We start from the raw sequence: 18,370 nt of genomic DNA on the forward strand, positions 1-18,370 counted from the left end.
TGATTCTTCGCTCACTTCAGAGTTTTCAGCAGTTTCGTGAGATTCGTGAGATTCATTAGTTTCTGCAGTTTCGTGATTATCAGCAGTCTCAGCAGTCTCAGCAGTCTCAGTAGTCTCAGTAGTATTAGCAGTTTCTGCAGTTTCAGAATTTCCGGCAACTTCAGAGGATTCTTTATTATCTTCCGAAATCTCAACTTCTGAATCATTCTCTTCAACATCTTCATCATCGTTTGAAGAAATCAATCCTCGTCCCCAAGTCATCGTTGTTTCCAAAGACTGGAACACTTCGCCGTAACGACCAGTTCTGCCAGAATGAACAGACTGAGCCAAACGTGCGATTCCTTCATTTTCTGAAGTGTCACTCTTCAACGATTGCGTTACCACGTCAACAACTTCACGCGCCTGAGCAGCACGTTGAGCTTTTTTAGAAAGCCTCTTATGACGTTCAGTATGCTCAGATTGAGCAATTGACTTTTGAGCACCACGATCTGATTGATCTTGAGAATTTTCAACAGTTTGTTGTGCTTTAGAATTATGCTCAACTTCACTATCTGGGAAATACAATGCAGAATCATATGATCCTTCACGCTCATCACGCACAATTTTTCCAGCATGAAGCTCCACAACTCGCTTACGCATTGAGTTCACAATTTCCTCATTATGCGTAGCCATAACAATCGTTGTGCCAGTTCGGTTAATAGCATCCAAAACTTCCATAATTCCAAGAGAAGTAGTTGGATCCAAATTACCAGTAGGCTCATCTGCAAGAATAATTTGAGGGTGATTGACGTATGCGCGAGCAATTGCAACTCGCTGCGCCTCACCACCAGAAAGCTCGTGTGGGTAATTATTTTCTTTACCAGTCAAACCAACCGTTTCAAGAACACGAGGAACAAGTGAACGAATCGTAGACCGACTCGTGCCAATCACTTCCAAAGCAAAAGCAACATTTTGGTAAACTGTTTTATTATTAAGCAGCTTATAATCCTGGAAAATAAAGCCAAGAGATCTACGATACTGCGGCACTTGTCGGTTAGAAAGTCTGCGCAAATCGTTACCAGCTACGTGAATTTCCCCACCATTTGCTTCTTCTTCACGAAGCAGCAAACTAAGCAATGTAGTTTTACCAGAACCGGAAGCGCCAACAAGAAACACAAAATCTCCGCGATCTACATGCAAAGACACATCGTCTAATGCAGGACGTGTACCTCGAGGATATATTTTTGACACATGATCTAATGAAATCAGCGACATTGTTTCAATTCCTTCCGAAGATTATGTGTAATTGTTGGTTTTTAGTTCTAGCTTTAGTTTTGTTTAAGATTCTGCTTCAGCTTCTTTTTGAGCTGCAACTCGCTGCTCGTGACGCCAACGAATGCCAGCTTCAATAAAACCGTCAATATCGCCGTCAAAAACAGCTTGAGTTTGTGAAGTTTCGTAACCAGTGCGCAAATCCTTCACCATCTGATAAGGGTGAAGCACGTAAGAGCGCATTTGATCTCCCCAACTTGCCTTAATATCTCCAGCAAGTTCCTTCTTTTTTGCAGCTTCCTCAGCATGCTTAAGCACAAGCAAACGCGATTGTAAAACAGCCATTGCAGCTGCGCGGTTTTGAATCTGGCTGCGCTCATCTTGCATAGAAACAACCAAGCCGGTTGGCAAATGCGTAATACGAACAGCAGAATACGTAGTGTTCACGCCCTGACCTCCTGGCCCTGAAGCCTGGAAAGTATCCACGCGAATATCCGAATCTGGAATATCAATATGATCTGTAGCTTCAACCAAAGGGATTACTTCCACTGCGCTAAAGCCTGTCTGTCGACGGCCTTGATTATCGAATGGCGAAATACGAACCATTCTGTGAGTGCCGCCTTCTACAGAAAGACGACCATACGCGTACGGGGCATCCACTTGGAAAGTAGCAGATTTAATACCAGCTTCTTCCGCATAAGACGTGTCCATCATCTTAGTTTTGTAGCCGTTTCGCTCAGCCCAGCGCAAGTACATACGAAGAAGCATTTGAGCAAAATCAGCAGCATCCACGCCGCCCGCACCAGAGCGAATCGTAACAACTGCAGAACGAGCATCATATTCGCCGTCAAGAAGAGTCTGAACCTCCATATCGTCCAACTCGTGAGCAATAGAGCCAAGCTCATCTTGAGCCTCGCTCATAGAATCAGCATCGCCTTCTTCTTGGCCAAGCTCAATTAAAGTCTTAGTATCTTCAATGCGCTGATCTACAGCTTGCAAACGCTTCAACTGAGACTGAGCCGCGGAAAGCTTACTCGTAACCTGCTGAGCATGCTCAGAATCATCCCAAAGCCCAGGCTCAGCAGCCTGCTTTTCTAAATCAGCAATCGTAACTTTCAACGAATCAACGTCTAGTGCTTTAGAAATCGAAGAATACTTTGCTTCAACATCATTTAATGCTTGGGAAAAATCAAATTCCGCCATTTACTTAAAGTACCTCTTTACATACCTGTTTTACGCAATTACTACTCGCAAAATACTTACAAAATCAACTATTTATAAGTTTAGCGCACGGTCAAAATCTCAGGACCGTTTTCCGTAATTGCAATCGTGTGCTCGCTGTGAGCACCGCGAGAACCATCAGCAGAGCGAAGAGTCCAACCATCCTTAGGATCCTGGTAAATTTCGTCAGTAGTCTTTAAGAACCATGGCTCAATTGCAATAACTAAACCTGGGCGAAGCTTGTAGCCGTGGTGAGCAGTGCCATCGTTAGGAACGTGCGGATCGCCATGCATAATATGACCGACTCCGTGACCGCCAAACTCAAGGTTTACGCTATAACCATACTCGTGAGCGACGCAACCAACAGCTGCAGAAATATCACCAAGACGGTTGCCAGGCTGAGCCATATTAATACCAGCCTCAAGGGCTTCCTCAGTGCACTTAATTAAACGTAAATCCTCAGGATCAGCATGATTTCCAACCACAAAACTAATAGCGGAATCACCAACCCATCCGTCAACGTTAATTGCCAAATCAAGAGTCAACAAATCGCCGTCTTTAAGGTTATAATCAAAAGGAACTCCGTGAAGAACAGCATCGTTTACAGAAGTACAAATATAGTGCGCAAAAGGACCTGTACCAAAATCAGGAGCGTAATCAACATAGCAAGAAGACGCACCTTTGCGGCTCATAATACGCTGGCGAACGAAATCATCAATCTCAAGAAGATTCGTGCCAACTTTGGTCATTGCTTTCAAGTCTTTAAGAATACTACCGACGAAGCGACCTGCAGGCTTCATCGCTTCAATTTCAGATGGAGTTTTAAGTTCAATCATGCTTCAAGACTAACGCGCAGGCACGAAAATAAAGCAAAATATAGCGAAAATACTAACTAATAGTGTCGCTTAATACTTGTAAGCTAATCACATGTCTAACAACAATAATAATAGTAATAATAAGGAATCGCAGAAGGAAATTTCTGCTGTAGATTTCGACCCTGCCTCCTTCTCGTCGGCTACTCGTCCACAAGACGATTTATTCCGTTACGTAAATGGTCCTTGGATTGACACTTACACTCTCCCAGAAGACAAACCAATGTATGGTGCTTTCCACAAGCTTGCAGAAGATGCAGAAAAGCAAATTCGAGATATTTTAGAAAACGAAAATTGCCCAGCCAAAAAGTCGCAAACCTTATACCGTAACTATTTGGATACCGCATCTATTGAAAAAGCTGGAATTACGCCAATTAAGGGCGATTTAGACGCTGTGGATTCAGCAGAAACTAAGGAAGATTTGGTTCGCACTATTGGCGCGCTTAATCCGTACGGCGGTCCAGATGCAATGTTTTATTTTGGCGTTTACGGAGACCCTAAAGATCCTAAGACGAATATTATGCATATTGAGCAATCGGGATTGGGCTTGCCAGACGAAGCATACTATCGCGAAGATAACTACGCTCCAATTCGCACTGAATATGTAAAAATGGTAGCTTCTTTGCTGCGCTTAGCAGGCTACGGAGACGCAACTACTACACAAGCGCAAGCCGAGCGTTTCTTGAATGTTGAAACTAAAATAGCGAGCTACCATTGGGATAACGTAGCAACTCGCGATTCTCAAAAAACTTATAATCCTTGCAATTATGCCGATTTAGCAAAAACTCTTGAAGCGCTTAATCTCGACGCTTTCTTAGACGCTACTCAAAAAGCGTACGATAATTGCGAAGAAGCAACAAATCAGCCAATCAACCTTCGTGAAGCTTTTAACAAAGTTGTAGTTCACGAGCCAAGCTTTATGGAAGGTTTGAATAAGATTTGGCAAGAAGCCGACTTAGAAGATTTAAAGCTTTGGGCGCGCGTGCACGTGATTTTGCGCTGGGCAAGCTTACTTAGTGAAGATTTTGCACAAGCGCGATTCGACTTCTACGGCAAGGTGCTTTCTGGTGCCACAAAGCAGCGCGACCGCTGGAAGCGAGCAGTTGGAGTTGTTGACGATGCCTGCGGCGAGGAAGTTGGACGCGAATACGTGCGATTGCATTTCCCTGAGTCTTCTAAGGAATATATGCAAGGCTTAGTTGACAATCTTATTAACGCTTACCGCGAGTCGATTTCTCACAGCAGCTGGCTTGGTGAGGAAACTAAAGCGAAGGCTTTGGAAAAGATTAGTAAATTTGAGCCAAATATTGGTTACACAAACCATTGGGTTGACTACTCTGCGCTAAATATTAAGGAAGACGCTGACTTAGTTGATAATATGCGCGAAGTTTATCGATTTGGCTTTGGTAAAAATACTGCAAAAGCCGGAAATCCTGTGGATCGCGAAGAATGGCAGATGACTCCGCAAACTGTGAACGCTTACTACGATCCTCTGCTGAACGTAATCGTGTTCCCTGCTGCTATTTTGCAACCGCCATTCTTTAACCCAAGCGCTCCAGACGCAGCAAATTACGGTGCTATTGGTGCCGTGATTGGTCATGAAATCGGCCACGGTTTTGACGATCAGGGTTGCGAATACGACGGCGACGGCGTGCTTAACAATTGGTGGACTGAAGAAGACAAAGCTAACTTTGCTGAGCGCACTAAGAAGCTTATTGAACAATACAATGCTTTTACACCAACGCAGCTTATCGTTAAGTACTCTCACTTGAAGAGCAAAGAAGAGCGCAATGCGATGCCTCACGTAAACGGTGCTTTAACAATCGGCGAGAATATTGGCGATTTAAGCGGCGTGACTATTGCGCTTAAAGCATACGCTTTCGCTTTGCAAAAGAGTGAAGGGCATGAAATTGACGGAAGTGAAGATGCGATTCGCGAAACTTTGCTGAACGCTCCTGAAGTAGATGGTTTCACTGCTTTGCAGCGATTCTTCTTAAGCTACGCGTTAGTATGGCGTTCCAAGGCTCGTAATGAAATTGCGGAACAGCTGCTTCAAATCGACCCGCACTCCCCAGCCGAATGCCGCACTAACGGCATTGCTCGTAACGTAGACTTGTTCTACGATGCCTTCGACGTTAAAGAAGGCGACGAGATGTGGCTCGACCCTGCTGAGCGCGTGCACATTTGGTAAGTTGCGAATAAATCGCAAATAAGTCGCTATAAGTCAAAAATAAGTCAAAATAGAAGCCTGCAGACGCTTAATAAACGTTTGCAGGCTTATTATTTTCTATTTTTATTAATATTTTTAGTAATATTATTGTTTATCTTTTGAATTATCAGAAGATTTTTCACTTCCGCAAGTTTTACTACGCGCAATATACTTCACGTGCAAACTATTTTTAGAAATCATCCTTCTTTTAAGAAAATCCAAGCTACCACTGCAATTGCGCACAAAACAAGCACGCTTAAAATCGCAGAAATAATCACAATAAATTTATACATTGAAGCATTTTTCTTCATAGCTTTCGCTAACTTTTTATGATGCTTATGCTTCAAATGCTTCTTTTTAGCCAAAGCTTTTTTCTTCTTAGCTTCCTCGTCTTTACGCTTCTGCTCTTCCTTCTTCTTTCGCTCCTCTTCAGCACGCTTTTTTGCTCTTCGGGAGATTCTGGGCCAATCTTTCCATCCGGATAATCAATATCACCGTTATATTCCGACAGTGTCAACGCTCCAACAACACCATAAGAGCCACCCGAAGCCTCTCCGTAACCAAAAGAAATATTGCTAGGATTCAAAATCTGATACAAATGGCCATTATCTTCGTTAAAACTTCCGCCGGTTGCGCGCAAAGCCGACTCTTCATCTTGAATCCACAATTGCATAGAACCAGCAAGATCCACACCCCAACTTAAATTTTCACCCCACGCCTTTCGGCCAGTGTAATCAGGTTCACTCACACCATCTGGGCCAAAATGGCCAAACTGCCCATGCTGAGCGGTTTCTTGCGCGCGACGGAAAAGCATCCTCTTCATTTGCAGAATCCTACTGAATATTATTAACATACGCTTCTTTAGTAAGACCGTAGCGGCTCACGTAATCTTGCAAAGGAACGCCATTAAAATACGTGCTGCGATCATCGTAAAGCCTAGATCTTGCGCTTCGAATAGAAGAAAGAACGTAACGCGCTACATTACTTGACTGAATAAAAGCTGCAGAAGAAGCAAAATTAGTTGTTTGAATTATTGGATTCTGATGATACTTATGATGATATTCGCGATTATACGCCTGATGATACGCCTTAGAATGTTCTAAAGTAAAATCAGCAAAATTTTGCGATATTGCACACGCAGCTAGGCATACAGCCGAAATAACAAGGATACTAACCCAACTTATGCGCATATTAGATTTATGCTTTGCATATTGCTGATTATTTTCCACCATAAATATCTTCTTCACTGCATTCAATATTTTCAATACGTTTGCTCAATACTACCCTGCAATGAGGAATGATTACGCATGTACAGTTAATTGTTGAGCTTTTACTAAATATTTTTCTGTAGTCAAGAGATTAATTACATTGTGGATAAAACCTAGGTTTTAACCACAATAGAAAAGTTTGCTGGCAAAGTTGTTGCGCAAAGTTCATAGTTGTTATTACTGCGGCATTTCCTCGTGGCTGCGAAGCTCAGAGGCAATGATGGCTCTGTATTTCGGGGCTGAAATGGCTGCAGTCCAAATTGTGAAAGGACTATGAAATATGGCACAACAACAGTCGACCGTGACTATTAGTGGATACGTAGGCGCTGAGCCTGTAAACTTTGGGCGAAGTGAAAATTCTCCGGCTTGTTCGCTACGAATCGCGAGCACGCAATCATATTACCGCAACGACGAACAGCAATGGCATGAGCGTCCAACTACTTGGATGACTGTGAAAGCGTATAGGACTTTGGCTTCAAACGTGCTAAAAAGCGTTCATAAAGGCGATGCAATCGTTGTATATGGCAATTTGAGTACAGAAAGCTGGACAAAAGATGGAAACGATTATAATCGCGTAATTTTGGAAGCTTCTGCTATTGGGCACGATTTAAATCGCGGAACTACGCAATTTACAAAGCGAAACGCTGATTCCGCTAAAAATGATCATACGAAAGAAAGTAATCAAGTACAGCAGAAGAACAATGCACAACAAAATAACTCTAACGCAAACATTTCGAATGACGAATTTGGAGGCGAAACTGATATTTAAGGAAAATAAAATCGCAATTCGAGAAATCCACTAAACTCACACCACAATAAATTAATATGAATACAATAAAATAATGCCGCCAAGAATCAATATTCCTGGCGGCAAATTGCGAAAAATAGACCCTTACTTAAGCAGAGCGTTTATTCGAGCAGCGATGCGGCTTGCAGCCTCGTCAACTGGAACTGCTTCAACGTTTGAGCCGTTACGATCGCGGATTTCAATCGTACCGTTGTTCACGGTATCGCGACCTGCTACAGCAATCAGCGGTACGCCAACAAGCTCAGCATCCTTAAACTTTACGCCTGGAGAAACCTTTGGACGGTCGTCAAAGATTACTTCGATTCCCTGCTTACTAAGCTCTTCAACAACCTTTTCAGCAGCGTCGAAAGCAACTTGATCTTTGCCTGTTGCAACAACATGAACTTGAGCTGGAGCAATTGCCATAGGCCATGCGAGACCAGCGTCGTCGTGATGTGTTTCTGCCAAGCATGCGATCACGCGGCTAACGCCAATACCGTAGCAACCCATCCAAACTGGCACAGCTTTACCATTTTCGTTAAGAACGCTTAAGCCCAAAGCCTTAGAATACTTTAAGCCAAGCTGGAACACCTGGCCGATTTCCACACCGCGTTCGAAGCTCAACGGACCGGAACCATCTGGGCTCATATCGCCATCGCGAACCTGGGCTGCTTCAACAACACCGTCCGCCTCAAAATCGCGGCCGTAAACAGCGTTGTAAACGTGCTTTCCGTCTTCGTCAGCTCCTGTAATCCAAGCACTTCCCTTTGCAACGTGAGCATCCATCAAGTAGCGAACAGGATTTTCAATACCCCTACCCTCTTTGCGAGCTTGAGGACCTAATACGCTAAAGCCAATGTAGCCCTTAACAAACTCAGGATGAGACTTCAAATCATCCTCAGTTGCTTCTTCGATTTCTGCAGGAGCAAACTGAGCTTCAAGACGCTTCATATCTACTTGGCGATCCCCTGGAATACCAATCGCCACGATTTCGCGCCATGGCTCCTCATGCTCGCCGCCTTCAGCATCTGCCGGATGCTTAACAGCAATAATCAAGTTCTTCAAAGTGTCGTCTGCTTGCCATTCGCGACCATCTTTACGCGAATGCAAGTCGTTAGAAACCTTAACCAAAGCTTCAATCGTCTTAGCGTCTGGAGTTTCGAGAGATTGCGCTGCAGGAGTTGCCGAATAATCAACATCTTGCATTTCTGGAGTGGTAAGAGCCTCAACATTCCAAGCTTTTCCTGAAGGTGCGAGCGCAAAAGTATCTTCACCAATTGGCATTGGAGCCAAGAACTCTTCGGAATCAGAGCCACCCATTGGGCCGGAAACAGCGTGAACAATCACGTATTTAATGCCCAAACGGTCGAAAATTCGAGCGTAAGCAGCGCGCTCCTCAACGTAAGCAGATTTCAAACCATCTTCGTCAATCGAGAACGAATAAGCATCCTGCATAATAAACTCGCGACCGCGAATAAGACCAGCGCGCGGGCGGAACTCGTCGCGATACTTCGTTTGAATCTGATACAAAGTAACTGGTAAATCCTTGTAAGAAGAATACATATCCTTAACGAGAAGCGTGAAAACTTCTTCGTGCGTTGGAGCAAGAAGATAGTCAGCTTGGTGGCGATCCTTAAGACGGAAGATATTGTCGCCATATTCTTCCCAACGGTTGGTAGCCTCGTAAGGCTCACGCGGAAGAAGTGCCGGGAAGTGAACTTCCTGCGCACCGATACCGTTGATTTCGTCGCGAATAATCGCCTGAACCTTGTTCAAAACCTTAAGTCCTAGCGGAAGCCAAGTCCACACACCTGGTGCAGATTTACGAATATAGCCTGCGCGCTGCATAAGTTTTGCGGAAGTCACGTCCGCGTCTGCAGGATCCTCGCGCAGCGTACGAAGGAATAGCTGAGACATACGAAGTACATTGGAATTCATGCGTTCCAATCTATTTGCGCATGAGGACATAAACACTTGTTTACACGCATCAACAAAAGTAATACTCGATTAAATCATAACGTGCAAAAATATAACAAAGCGACCAAAACGACTCAGCCGCGAGTAGTTTATGCCGTGCGCAAGGCAAAAGCTTATAGAATATTAAAACTCGTCGTCGAAAGAAAATTCGTCCGTAACGCCATCACCGGCACTTTCAAAAAGACTAAACTCCTGCTGATCCGCAAAATCACCATCTGCTTTTTTAGCAACAAACGCGGAAGCTCCATCGCTAGCAAGCAGCTCACTTGCGCACCTTGACGCCTCACGCAAAGATCCGTCTAGCAGTACAGCATCCGCCGAAACGCTAAACGCGCGCTCGTTAATACCCTCTAAGTAAAGACCTTGCAGATTTTCCACACGCGAAAGCGCAACGTAACCCATTCCGGGAGCGAAAGTTCTACGCAAATCCATTACCGCAGCATCAAGCGTCATACCTTGCGATTTATGAATCGTAATTCCCCACGCGCAACGAAGAGGCACTTGATTTACGCTAGCAAGTACAGTCTCACCGTCCGTCATTTCCCACGCTGCAGGCTTAAGAGTTACAATATTGCCGTTTTCAAACTCAACAATCGGCCATCCGCCCTTAGATTCAGGCGCAAAACGCAACACACGCCCAACAGAGCCGTTTACATACTGCTTTTCCTGATCGTTTCGCAACGCCATCACAGCAGCCCCAGCCTTTAAAACTAAACGCTCCGGAGCAAGCATATTCTTTTTTAATCGATCAACGAGATTTTTAGGTCCTGCTTCCGTTGCAACGAATTCGTGAGACTCAGCATTAATTTCCGCAAGCTGCATATTATTTAAGCCATCTGCTTGCGCGTTCGTTGGGAAAAGATGTACTGCAACTTCGTCATCTTGCGGATACTCACCAAGGCGGCTAGCAAGCACTTGCTTATCGTCGTCACTCACGAGACCGCTACGAATATCCGTCAAAACTTCTAGCAACTTGCCGTCATCCTGACGATGTTGCTCAGTTAAGTAGCACACAACAGGTTTCAAAGCGTCCCATGCAAACGATTCCGTAATATAGCCTTCCGGATTTTTTCCAGCTGCAGCATACTTTTCGCGCGACGAAATAAACTCCGAGCTCGGCTCGAACACGTCACGATTTCGCATAGAAGTGCTAACAGGCGGCAATTGGAAGAAGTCGCCCGAAATAACTACTTGAAGCCCGCCGAAAGGAGCGGGATTTTTGCGCACCTTCCGGCAAACTTCATCAACCATGTCAAAAAGCCACGCGTGAATCATGGAAACTTCGTCCAACACGAGCACGTCCGTGGCTTTTATGCGCTTTCCTCGCCTAGCTCTAATTGTTTTAAGAAGCGTATCCGTAAGCGCGTTTGAAACTCCAACTCCACTCCACGAGTGAATGGTTTGACCGTTTAAGTGCGTTGCCGCAATACCGGTAGAGGCAGTTACAGCAACGCTTAAACCGTTCTTTCGCATTGCGCGAATAGCTTCGTTTAATACGTAGGTTTTACCTGCACCCGGAGCGCCGGTAATGAACGCGCTCGCGCCAGCGTTGATTATGGTTAAGGCTTCGGATTGCTTCATTGGCAGTACCTTTTATTGCGTTTAGTAGTCGCGCTTTATTTAATAGTAGCGTTGTGTTTAGTAGTCGCGCTTTTCTGCGGAATTTGCGTCTTCTAATGCCTCTCCGCGACGCTCATAGTCACGAAGCAAGCTCGTGCTTTCAATATGTTGCGCACCGGCTTTTGCTTGAGACTCGCTTGGGCCTGGTGCTGGAACGAACATCATATCGCGGTAGTAACGAAGCTCGTCAATCGACTCAATAATATCCGCGAGCGCACGGTGACCGCCGTGTTTTGCCGGCTTATTGCGGTAAACGTCCGGGTAAAGCCTGCGCGAAATTTCCTTCAACGTACTTACGTCGATTACACGATAGTGCAGATTTGCCATTAAATCTGGCATGTAACGGTCGAGGAACTTTTTGTCGGAACCGACGGAGTTTCCAGCAAGATGAGCTTTTCCGCGAGCTGGAAGGAAGCGCTTTACGTACTCAACAACCTGCTTTTGTGCCTCTTCCAAAGACAAACCGTTCTTATTCCACTCGTCAACAAGTCCAGAAGAAGTGTGCATATTGCGCACAAAATCGTTCATATGAGCCACAGCAGCGTCGCTTGGCTTAATCACTAAATCAATACCGTCGTCCAAAACTTTCAAATTAAAATCAGTTGGAACTACAGATACTTCGCATAATTCGTCATGGAAAATATCGAGTCCAGTCATCTCGCAATCAATCCAAATTAAGCGCGACTCTTCCGGCGTAAACGTAAGATCTTCCTTAGCTTCAGCCATTTTCGTTCCTTTCCTAATATTTTTTCGAACCCATCAGCCTACATCTTCGTACCGACGAAGCGCGTATTAAAAACGACGAAAAGCAGACAAGTTGTGAGTAACTTGCGTAACTTTTCGCCGTTTAGTGCAAAATTATTTGCGATTTATACGCGACTTAGTTGTGGAAACCGCTGTAGTTTGGTGCTTCTGCAGTCATCACAATATCGTGAGGATGAGATTCGCGAAGGCCAGCATCAGTAATGCGAATAAAGCGGCCGCGCTCTTGCATTTCCTTAATATTGTGCGCACCAACGTAGAACATTGACTGGTGTAAGCCGCCGAGAAGCTGGTAAAGCACAGCGTTAAGCGGACCGCGATATGGAACTTCACCTTCAACGCCTTCTGGAACCACCTTGTCGGAGCTGGTAACGTCTGCCTGGAAGTAACGATCCTTCGAATAAGACTTCTTACCGCGAGGAGCCATTGCACCAAGCGAGCCCATGCCGCGGTAAAGCTTGTACTGCTTGCCGTGAAGAAGAACCTTCTCGCCTGGAGCTTCCTCACATCCAGCCAAAGTGCCGCCGAGCATAACAGTGTCCGCGCCTGCAACCAAAGCCTTAGCAATATCGCCGGAATAGTGAATACCACCGTCTGCAATGCATGGAATACCAGCAGCCTTGCAAGCCTGAGCCGCATCGTAAACTGCGGTAAGCTGAGGCACGCCAACGCCTGCAACAACGCGCGTAGTGCAAATAGAGCCTGGGCCAACGCCAACCTTTACAGCGTCAACGCCAGCGTCAATCATAGCCTGTGCGCCTTGGCGAGTAGCAATATTTCCGCCAATAATTTGCACGCCATCGAAAGCCTTATCTGCCTTAATGCGGCGAATCATGTCGAGAGCCAAGCGAGCCTCGCCGTTTGCAGTATCGACCACAAGCACGTCAACTCCAGCTTCCATAAGAGCGCACGCACGCTGCCAAGCATCACCCAAGAAGCCAATACCAGCAGCGACGCGCAAGCGACCCTGATCATCCTTAGTAGCATCCGGATACTGTTCAGTCTTCACAAAGTCCTTAACAGTAATCAAGCCTGTAAGCTTACCTTCAGCATCAACCAAAGGCAACTTTTCAATCTTGTTATCCGCAAGCAAGCGGTGAGCATCTTCCTTAGAAATATTTGAAGGACCGGTGACGAGATTTTCGCGCGTCATCACGTCCTTAACTTTCAAGCGATCGTAGTCTTCGGAAGCAATGAAACGCATATCGCGGTTGGTAATAATACCAACTAAACGATTTTCGCTATCCACTACCGGAAGACCAGAAATATGGAAACGCCCGCACAATTTATCTAAATCGGCGAGCGTAGCATCTGGGTGAACAGTAAGCGGGTCGGTAATCATACCGGATTCACTGCGTTTAACAATATCAACCTGCGCAGCTTGATCATCAATAGAAAGATTGCGGTGAAGTACTCCAATGCCACCGTTACGCGCCATGGCAATAGCCATATCGGACTCGGTAACAGTATCCATAGCTGCCGAAATAGTCGGCACTTTCATGGTAATTTCGCGAGTCAGACGAGTGGAAGTATCCACTTCGGACGGAATAACATCAGTTTCGTTTGGAAGCAAAAGGACATCGTCATAAGCGAGACCGAGCTTCTCGAAAATTGGTGGAACAGGAGCATACACGGATTCCGTGTTCATATCAGTTGTAGCCATAGGGTTACTATACGTTTTTGCTATGACGTTTGCCGAAACGCACCCTCCAAACGCGGGCGCGACGACATGCTTGAGCGCAGCACAGCGCGCGCGAAAGCAACTCGGAGCGGAAACTCGCTCAAGTTGGAAGTCCAATGGACTTCCAACGCGAGTTTCGTAAGCGAGCGCTTATAGCGCGAGCGTACTCGCACGTTTTGAGCGCCACGCCACATTAAGAAAAACAAAATTAAGCAGTTGTTACGAATTGCGAAGTTCGGGCAGGCGACAACGCAAGTACGGCATCATTGTGAGCACAGTAAGTAGCGCAGCAGCAAGAATCATTCCAACAAGCACATACACAGCTTTAAAGAACAAAATCATAATAGAGCCAAACGCAATTAGCGCAGCCCATCCCCACAAAATCAGCACAGCACCCTGCACAGAATGCCCAATGCGCAGCATGCGATGATGCAAGTGCATGCGATCCGGATGCATTGGCGACTGCCCTTTAGCAACACGCCTAAAAATAGCCAAGCACATGTCAAGAACCGGCAAAAACAGCACAAGAATCGGCAACAAAATCGGCATAAATACAGGCAAATAAATACTCGTATGAACGGCGGAAGGATCCAAATGGCCGGTCATAATAATCGACGCGCAAGTAATTAAGTAGCCGATTAACATGGAGCCTGAGTCACCCATAAAAAGTTTTGCTGGATGCCAATTGTGCATAATAAATCCAACGCACATACCTACCATTGCAACGTCAATAAGAGTTGCCATTGAAGCGTAGGATGGCGACGTGCGCGCAAGCATGTATGAGTATGTTGCGAAGGCAATGCCGCCGATTGCAACGATTCCAGAAGCCAGTCCGTCCAGCCCATCTACAAAATTTACTGCATTAATTGAAGCAACGATTAGTATTGCAGTTATTGCGATTGACACGCTTGGAGATGCCGTTACGAGCGATCCTAGCGGCAAAGTTACGATTTGCAACCCTCCCCACGCTACAAAAACAGCTATAAGCAGCTGACCGGCAAGCTTTAGCATCCAATCTAGATCCCAAATGTCGTCGCATACCCCAAGCAGGCATATCATAACGGCTCCTGCTAGTACAACCCACGGCTGGTGCGTTCCTGCAAAAAGCCCGGAAATAAATGGCATAGAACTAGCGAAAGCCATCGCAACTGCGAAACCAAAAAGCATACCTACACCACCCATACGTGGCGTTGGAATAGTATGCACATCGCGCGCGCGAACTTTGCCAACAGCACCCATACGGATTGCAAGGTGACGAACAAGCGGCATAATAAGCCACGTAGCACCGCCTGCAATTGCTGCAATAAACAGGTATACCCTCATGAATGCGTCCTTTGCTATGCGATTACTTCGTTGGTTTTAGCAGCGTTTGCTAAATTTTCGCTTGCTTATTTTGATTGTAGCGATTTGTTAGTACCAGAAATTTAGTACCAGAAATAAGTTAATAAACTTACTCACTTAACGCATTACGAATTTCACTCTCCGAAATCACACCTTCGCGCAAAATCACAATACCGTCTTTATCGCTTGAATTCGCGCCAACTACCGTGCTTGCCACGTGCGAGCAAGTCGGGCCTGCGTTCAAATACAGCGGAATTTCGTTGCCGAAAGCTGCAAATGCTTCTTCTACACTGTCTGCACTTTCGTTACCGCTGCGATTCGCGCTAGAAGCAGCCAGTGGACCGGTGACTCGCAAAATTTGCATTAATTCAGGGCAATCCGGCACGCGCACGCCTTGAGTTGCTTGAGTTTTCGCATCGTTTTGAGCATCAGTTTCATTCGTTTTGCACAGCGTTGCAAGATTTGAAGCAACTGAATCCTTCTTCGCACGCGCAATCGGAGAATATCCGCCCGGAAGGAACTTTTTACCTAGAATATCCAGCGGAGAAGGCAAATAAAGCCCAAGTTTTTCTAAATCTTCCACTCCACTCATTAAAATTTGCAGCGCCTTTGTGCGCGGTCTGCGCTTAAGCTCGTAAATTTTTGCAACAGCAGCTTCATTGAATGGATCGCAAGCAACGCCGTACACGGTGTCAGTCGGCACTACGATTACGCCGCCTTCGTTAATAATTTGCGCTGCCATTTGCAGGGATTCTTCGTTGATATTGCAAATTTTGCTCATTTTTGCCTCTTTTATTGCTTATTTTGCTTATTTTGCTTATTTTATTCTGTTTGAGTCAAGTTTTATTTTTGATTAAAATTTTACTTTTCCGCAAAAGTGTACCGCGGTCTGCCAGTTAAGTCGTTTCCAACGCGCGCACGCAAAAAACCTACGCTTTCCGCATACTTTTTAAGCGCATCCCCTTGCGAAATATCGTGCTCCATAACCATCGCTCCCCCAGACTTAAGCAGCGCAAAAGCCGCACGCATAATCTGCTCCGGAATAAGCAAGCCGTCCGCAGAACCGCCATAAAGAGCAAGCGGAGGATCATACTCTCGCACTTCAACCTGTTCTGGCACTTGACTTTCCGGCACGTAAGGCGGATTCGTTATTACTAAATCTACTTTGCCACAAATTGCGTGAAGTTCCGGCGTGCAATCCGAAATATGCGATTTGGTTGCGTCTGCAAGCACGGCATGATAGCGACTGAAAATCTGAATATTTTCCCACTTTTTTGCAGCTTCTTCGAAATTTTTTTGCAAATATTGGAAAGCTTCAGGAGATTTTTCTACAGCCCATACTTGCGCGTCTGCAACTTCCGCCGCAATCGACAATCCAATTGCGCCCGATCCGGCGCATAAATCGACTACCGTCGGCTTGCTAATACCAGACTCTCTAAGCCAATCCAATCCAGCTTCAACAACAATTTCCGTTTCCGGCCGCGGCACAAAAACGCCCTTACCAACTTGCAAATCCAAGTAGCGAAAAGGCGCGCGACCAACAATATGCTGCAACGGCTCACGAGAAGCACGCCTAGATACAAAATCGCTATATTTACTAGCATAATCTTGCGAAAAATCGGTTAAATCGCCAAGTATTAGCGCCTTGTTCAGCTCAGCTAAGCTTACGCCGCAAGCATGAGCCAGCAGCAAGCGTGCATCATATTCTGCTGACTCCACGCCTGCAGAATCAAGCTTTTTAACAGCATCGCGCAAAACTCGCAAAAGTTCTTGCATTTTAAGAATTGCTTGGTTATTTCAGTAATTTTACTTGACTTACTTGGCTTGCGCTAAGCGGTCAGCTTCATCCGCCTGAATATCACTGTCGATAACAGGCTGCAAATCGCCGTCAAGAACCTGATCAAGATTGTAAGCCTTGTAATTCGTGCGATGATCCACAATACGATTTTCTGGGAAATTGTACGTGCGGATTCGCTCAGAGCGGTCGAGCGAACGCACCTGTGAGTGGCGCATATCCGCCGCTTCTGCTGCCTCCTGCTCGTGCTTCATAGCGAGCAAACGAGACTTTAACACGCGAAGGGCTGCCGCACGGTTTTGAATCTGCGACTTTTCGTCTTGCATGCTAACAACAATTCCGGTTGGAATATGTGTCATGCGAACCGCAGAATAAGTAGTGTTCACGGACTGCCCACCAGGGCCGGAGCTCATGAAAATGTCGATCTTCAAATCTTTTGGATCGATTTCGATTTCGTCGTCATCTTCGTCTGCTTCTGGGAACACGATTACGCCAGCTGCGGAAGTTTGAATACGTCCCTGCGATTCCGTAACTGGGATTCGCTGCACGCGATGCACTCCGCCCTCATACTTCATGCTTGCCCACACGCCATCTTCTGGAGCAGGCGTACCTTTTGCTCGAATCGCAAGCTGCACGTCTTTTACGCCGCCAAGTTCCGTTGAATTTTCGCTTTGGATTACGGTAGTCCAGCCGCGCTTTTCCGCGTAACGCATGTACATACGCAATAAATCGCCAGCAAACAAAGCCGCTTCTTCGCCGCCTGTGCCAGCTTTAATTTCCATAATCATATCGCGCGCATCATCCGGATCCCTAGGAATTAATGCAGTGCGAAGCTTTTCTTTTGCTGCTGGAATCTGCTCTTCTAAGCGCTTAGCTTCTTCAGCGAAATCTGGATCGTCGCTTGCCATTTCGTTTGCGGCTTCAAAGTCGTCGCAAAGCTGTTTGTAATTTAGGTAAGCGTTTACGATTGATCCAAGTTCTGCGTGCCTACGACCAAGCTTACGAATAGCGTCCGGATTTGACGCAACTTCCGGGCTTCCCATACGACTTTCAATATCGCGATACTCTTCTAACGCGGTAACTGCTGCCGGGAATTGTTCCTCTACTGACTCAGCCATCATATTCCTTTGTAGTCACGCTTAACGCGGATTGTAAATCAAAAATTTAAATGTTAAATATTAAACACACATGTTTAGCACATAAAACGCCAGCCCCGATTCCGCGAGTTACACGAAAGCAGGGCTGGCGTCACAAAAGCTACTTAGTCTTCTTACCGTAGCGCTTCTCGAAGCGAGCCACGCGACCGCCGGTGTCGAGAATCTTCTGCTTGCCGGTATAGAATGGGTGGCACTTTGAGCACACGTCAACCGTCATGTGATCGCCATCAGCGGTAGAACGAGTTACGAAAGTGCTTCCGCAAGAGCAGGTAACCTGCACTGCGTGATAGTCGGGATGAATACCCTGCTTCATAATGTCTCCTATGGAATTCGGGCGACCCGGGTCGCAAAGCCCCAATAGCTAAGCGTGAACCGGAACCTTCGTAATTCTAGTCACCACCCTCGACGCGCTTATAATCCGCATAAAAA

Annotated in this window: 16 protein-coding genes and 1 pseudogene; 2 read left to right on the forward strand and 15 right to left on the reverse strand. The window is 45.9% G+C overall.

What is annotated here, in order from left to right:
- Positions 1-242: 242 nt before the first annotated feature.
- The 3 genes and pseudogenes from ftsE to map all read right to left on the reverse strand — a co-directional run.
- A pseudogene (gene ftsE / locus HXT41_RS02995) lies at positions 243-1,254 on the reverse strand (cell division ATP-binding protein FtsE); the annotation flags it as partial.
- 63 nt (positions 1,255-1,317) lie between these two features.
- Entirely contained in the window at positions 1,318-2,454 is a 1,137-nt protein-coding gene (gene prfB / locus HXT41_RS03000) for a peptide chain release factor 2 (protein ID WP_076002974.1), read from the reverse strand.
- A gap of 80 nt (positions 2,455-2,534) precedes the next feature.
- Positions 2,535-3,308 (reverse strand): type I methionyl aminopeptidase, encoded by a 774-nt coding sequence (map, locus tag HXT41_RS03005; RefSeq protein ID WP_119504494.1) that lies wholly within the window; start codon positions 3,306-3,308, stop codon positions 2,535-2,537.
- A gap of 91 nt (positions 3,309-3,399) precedes the next feature.
- Between map and HXT41_RS03010 the strand changes: the two genes are divergently transcribed.
- Positions 3,400-5,535, forward strand: coding sequence for a M13 family metallopeptidase (locus HXT41_RS03010; RefSeq protein WP_119504495.1), 2,136 nt, complete (start codon positions 3,400-3,402; stop codon positions 5,533-5,535).
- Positions 5,536-5,750: 215 nt separating this feature from the next.
- Here HXT41_RS03010 and HXT41_RS03015 read toward each other — a convergent pair whose 3' ends face one another.
- The 3 genes from HXT41_RS03015 to HXT41_RS03025 are packed head-to-tail and all read right to left on the reverse strand — an operon-like array spanning position 5,751 to position 6,785.
- The gene (locus HXT41_RS03015; protein WP_421788807.1) at positions 5,751-5,918 is read right to left on the reverse strand and encodes a hypothetical protein; all 168 of its coding nucleotides are present in this window, start codon (positions 5,916-5,918) and stop codon (positions 5,751-5,753) included.
- A complete protein-coding gene (locus HXT41_RS03020) occupies positions 5,897-6,376 on the reverse strand; it encodes a CAP domain-containing protein (RefSeq protein ID WP_421788808.1) in 480 nt (159 codons plus the stop codon). Before HXT41_RS03020 ends, HXT41_RS03015 begins: the two co-directional genes overlap by 22 nt.
- Before the next feature lie 10 nt (positions 6,377-6,386).
- Entirely contained in the window at positions 6,387-6,785 is a 399-nt protein-coding gene (locus HXT41_RS03025) for a hypothetical protein (protein ID WP_421788809.1), read from the reverse strand.
- Between the two features lie 316 nt (positions 6,786-7,101).
- Here HXT41_RS03025 and HXT41_RS03030 point away from each other — a divergent pair, with 316 nt between their 5' ends.
- The gene (locus HXT41_RS03030; protein ID WP_033888461.1) at positions 7,102-7,590 is read left to right on the forward strand and encodes a single-stranded DNA-binding protein; all 489 of its coding nucleotides are present in this window, start codon (positions 7,102-7,104) and stop codon (positions 7,588-7,590) included.
- 123 nt (positions 7,591-7,713) lie between these two features.
- Here the strand turns inward: HXT41_RS03030 and HXT41_RS03035 are convergent, their stop codons facing one another.
- From HXT41_RS03035 to rpmE, 9 genes are all read right to left on the reverse strand, one after another.
- Positions 7,714-9,546, reverse strand: a complete 1,833-nt coding sequence (locus HXT41_RS03035; RefSeq protein WP_421788810.1) for a proline--tRNA ligase — start codon at positions 9,544-9,546, stop codon at positions 7,714-7,716.
- A 162-nt stretch (positions 9,547-9,708) separates the two neighbouring features.
- Complete coding sequence (locus tag HXT41_RS03040; RefSeq protein ID WP_421788811.1) at positions 9,709-11,166, reverse strand: ATP-dependent DNA helicase; 1,458 nt, start codon at positions 11,164-11,166, stop codon at positions 9,709-9,711.
- Between the two features lie 57 nt (positions 11,167-11,223).
- Entirely contained in the window at positions 11,224-11,931 is a 708-nt protein-coding gene (orn, locus tag HXT41_RS03045; RefSeq protein WP_116440503.1) for an oligoribonuclease, read from the reverse strand.
- A 154-nt stretch (positions 11,932-12,085) separates the two neighbouring features.
- Positions 12,086-13,630 (reverse strand): IMP dehydrogenase, encoded by a 1,545-nt coding sequence (gene guaB / locus HXT41_RS03050; RefSeq protein WP_004108463.1) that lies wholly within the window; start codon positions 13,628-13,630, stop codon positions 12,086-12,088.
- Between the two features lie 237 nt (positions 13,631-13,867).
- Positions 13,868-14,971: an MraY family glycosyltransferase gene (locus HXT41_RS03055; RefSeq protein WP_004108465.1), complete on the reverse strand. Its 1,104-nt coding sequence runs from the start codon at positions 14,969-14,971 to the stop codon at positions 13,868-13,870.
- Between the two features lie 127 nt (positions 14,972-15,098).
- On the reverse strand, positions 15,099-15,770 hold the full coding sequence (locus HXT41_RS03060) for an L-threonylcarbamoyladenylate synthase (protein ID WP_116994645.1): 672 nt from the start codon (positions 15,768-15,770) through the stop codon (positions 15,099-15,101).
- A gap of 80 nt (positions 15,771-15,850) precedes the next feature.
- A complete protein-coding gene (prmC, locus tag HXT41_RS03065; RefSeq protein ID WP_116994644.1) occupies positions 15,851-16,765 on the reverse strand; it encodes a peptide chain release factor N(5)-glutamine methyltransferase in 915 nt (304 codons plus the stop codon).
- 39 nt (positions 16,766-16,804) lie between these two features.
- Complete coding sequence (prfA, locus tag HXT41_RS03070; RefSeq protein WP_012914392.1) at positions 16,805-17,902, reverse strand: peptide chain release factor 1; 1,098 nt, start codon at positions 17,900-17,902, stop codon at positions 16,805-16,807.
- 139 nt (positions 17,903-18,041) lie between these two features.
- Positions 18,042-18,254: a 50S ribosomal protein L31 gene (gene rpmE / locus HXT41_RS03075; RefSeq protein WP_004118797.1), complete on the reverse strand. Its 213-nt coding sequence runs from the start codon at positions 18,252-18,254 to the stop codon at positions 18,042-18,044.
- Positions 18,255-18,370: the final 116 nt, after the last annotated feature.

Origin of the sequence: Gardnerella sp. DNF01189, from assembly GCF_049244195.1 — a bacterium.
Lineage (GTDB): Bacteria > Actinomycetota > Actinomycetes > Actinomycetales > Bifidobacteriaceae > Bifidobacterium > Bifidobacterium swidsinskii.

What these genes read in the sequence shown, in the direction of transcription:
- prfB (WP_076002974.1), bottom strand. Translation starts at nt 2,454, where the DNA reads ATGGCGGAATTTGATTTTTCCCAAGCATTAAATGATGTTGAAGCAAAG.
- map (WP_119504494.1), bottom strand. Translation starts at nt 3,308, where the DNA reads ATGATTGAACTTAAAACTCCATCTGAAATTGAAGCGATGAAGCCTGCA.
- HXT41_RS03010 (WP_119504495.1), top strand. Translation starts at nt 3,400, where the DNA reads ATGTCTAACAACAATAATAATAGTAATAATAAGGAATCGCAGAAGGAA.
- HXT41_RS03020 (WP_421788808.1), bottom strand. Translation starts at nt 6,376, where the DNA reads ATGAAGAGGATGCTTTTCCGTCGCGCGCAAGAAACCGCTCAGCATGGG.
- HXT41_RS03025 (WP_421788809.1), bottom strand. Translation starts at nt 6,785, where the DNA reads ATGGTGGAAAATAATCAGCAATATGCAAAGCATAAATCTAATATGCGC.
- HXT41_RS03030 (WP_033888461.1), top strand. Translation starts at nt 7,102, where the DNA reads ATGGCACAACAACAGTCGACCGTGACTATTAGTGGATACGTAGGCGCT.
- HXT41_RS03035 (WP_421788810.1), bottom strand. Translation starts at nt 9,546, where the DNA reads ATGAATTCCAATGTACTTCGTATGTCTCAGCTATTCCTTCGTACGCTG.
- HXT41_RS03040 (WP_421788811.1), bottom strand. Translation starts at nt 11,166, where the DNA reads ATGAAGCAATCCGAAGCCTTAACCATAATCAACGCTGGCGCGAGCGCG.
- orn (WP_116440503.1), bottom strand. Translation starts at nt 11,931, where the DNA reads ATGGCTGAAGCTAAGGAAGATCTTACGTTTACGCCGGAAGAGTCGCGC.
- guaB (WP_004108463.1), bottom strand. Translation starts at nt 13,630, where the DNA reads ATGGCTACAACTGATATGAACACGGAATCCGTGTATGCTCCTGTTCCA.
- HXT41_RS03055 (WP_004108465.1), bottom strand. Translation starts at nt 14,971, where the DNA reads ATGAGGGTATACCTGTTTATTGCAGCAATTGCAGGCGGTGCTACGTGG.
- HXT41_RS03060 (WP_116994645.1), bottom strand. Translation starts at nt 15,770, where the DNA reads ATGAGCAAAATTTGCAATATCAACGAAGAATCCCTGCAAATGGCAGCG.
- prmC (WP_116994644.1), bottom strand. Translation starts at nt 16,765, where the DNA reads ATGCAAGAACTTTTGCGAGTTTTGCGCGATGCTGTTAAAAAGCTTGAT.
- prfA (WP_012914392.1), bottom strand. Translation starts at nt 17,902, where the DNA reads ATGGCTGAGTCAGTAGAGGAACAATTCCCGGCAGCAGTTACCGCGTTA.
- rpmE (WP_004118797.1), bottom strand. Translation starts at nt 18,254, where the DNA reads ATGAAGCAGGGTATTCATCCCGACTATCACGCAGTGCAGGTTACCTGC.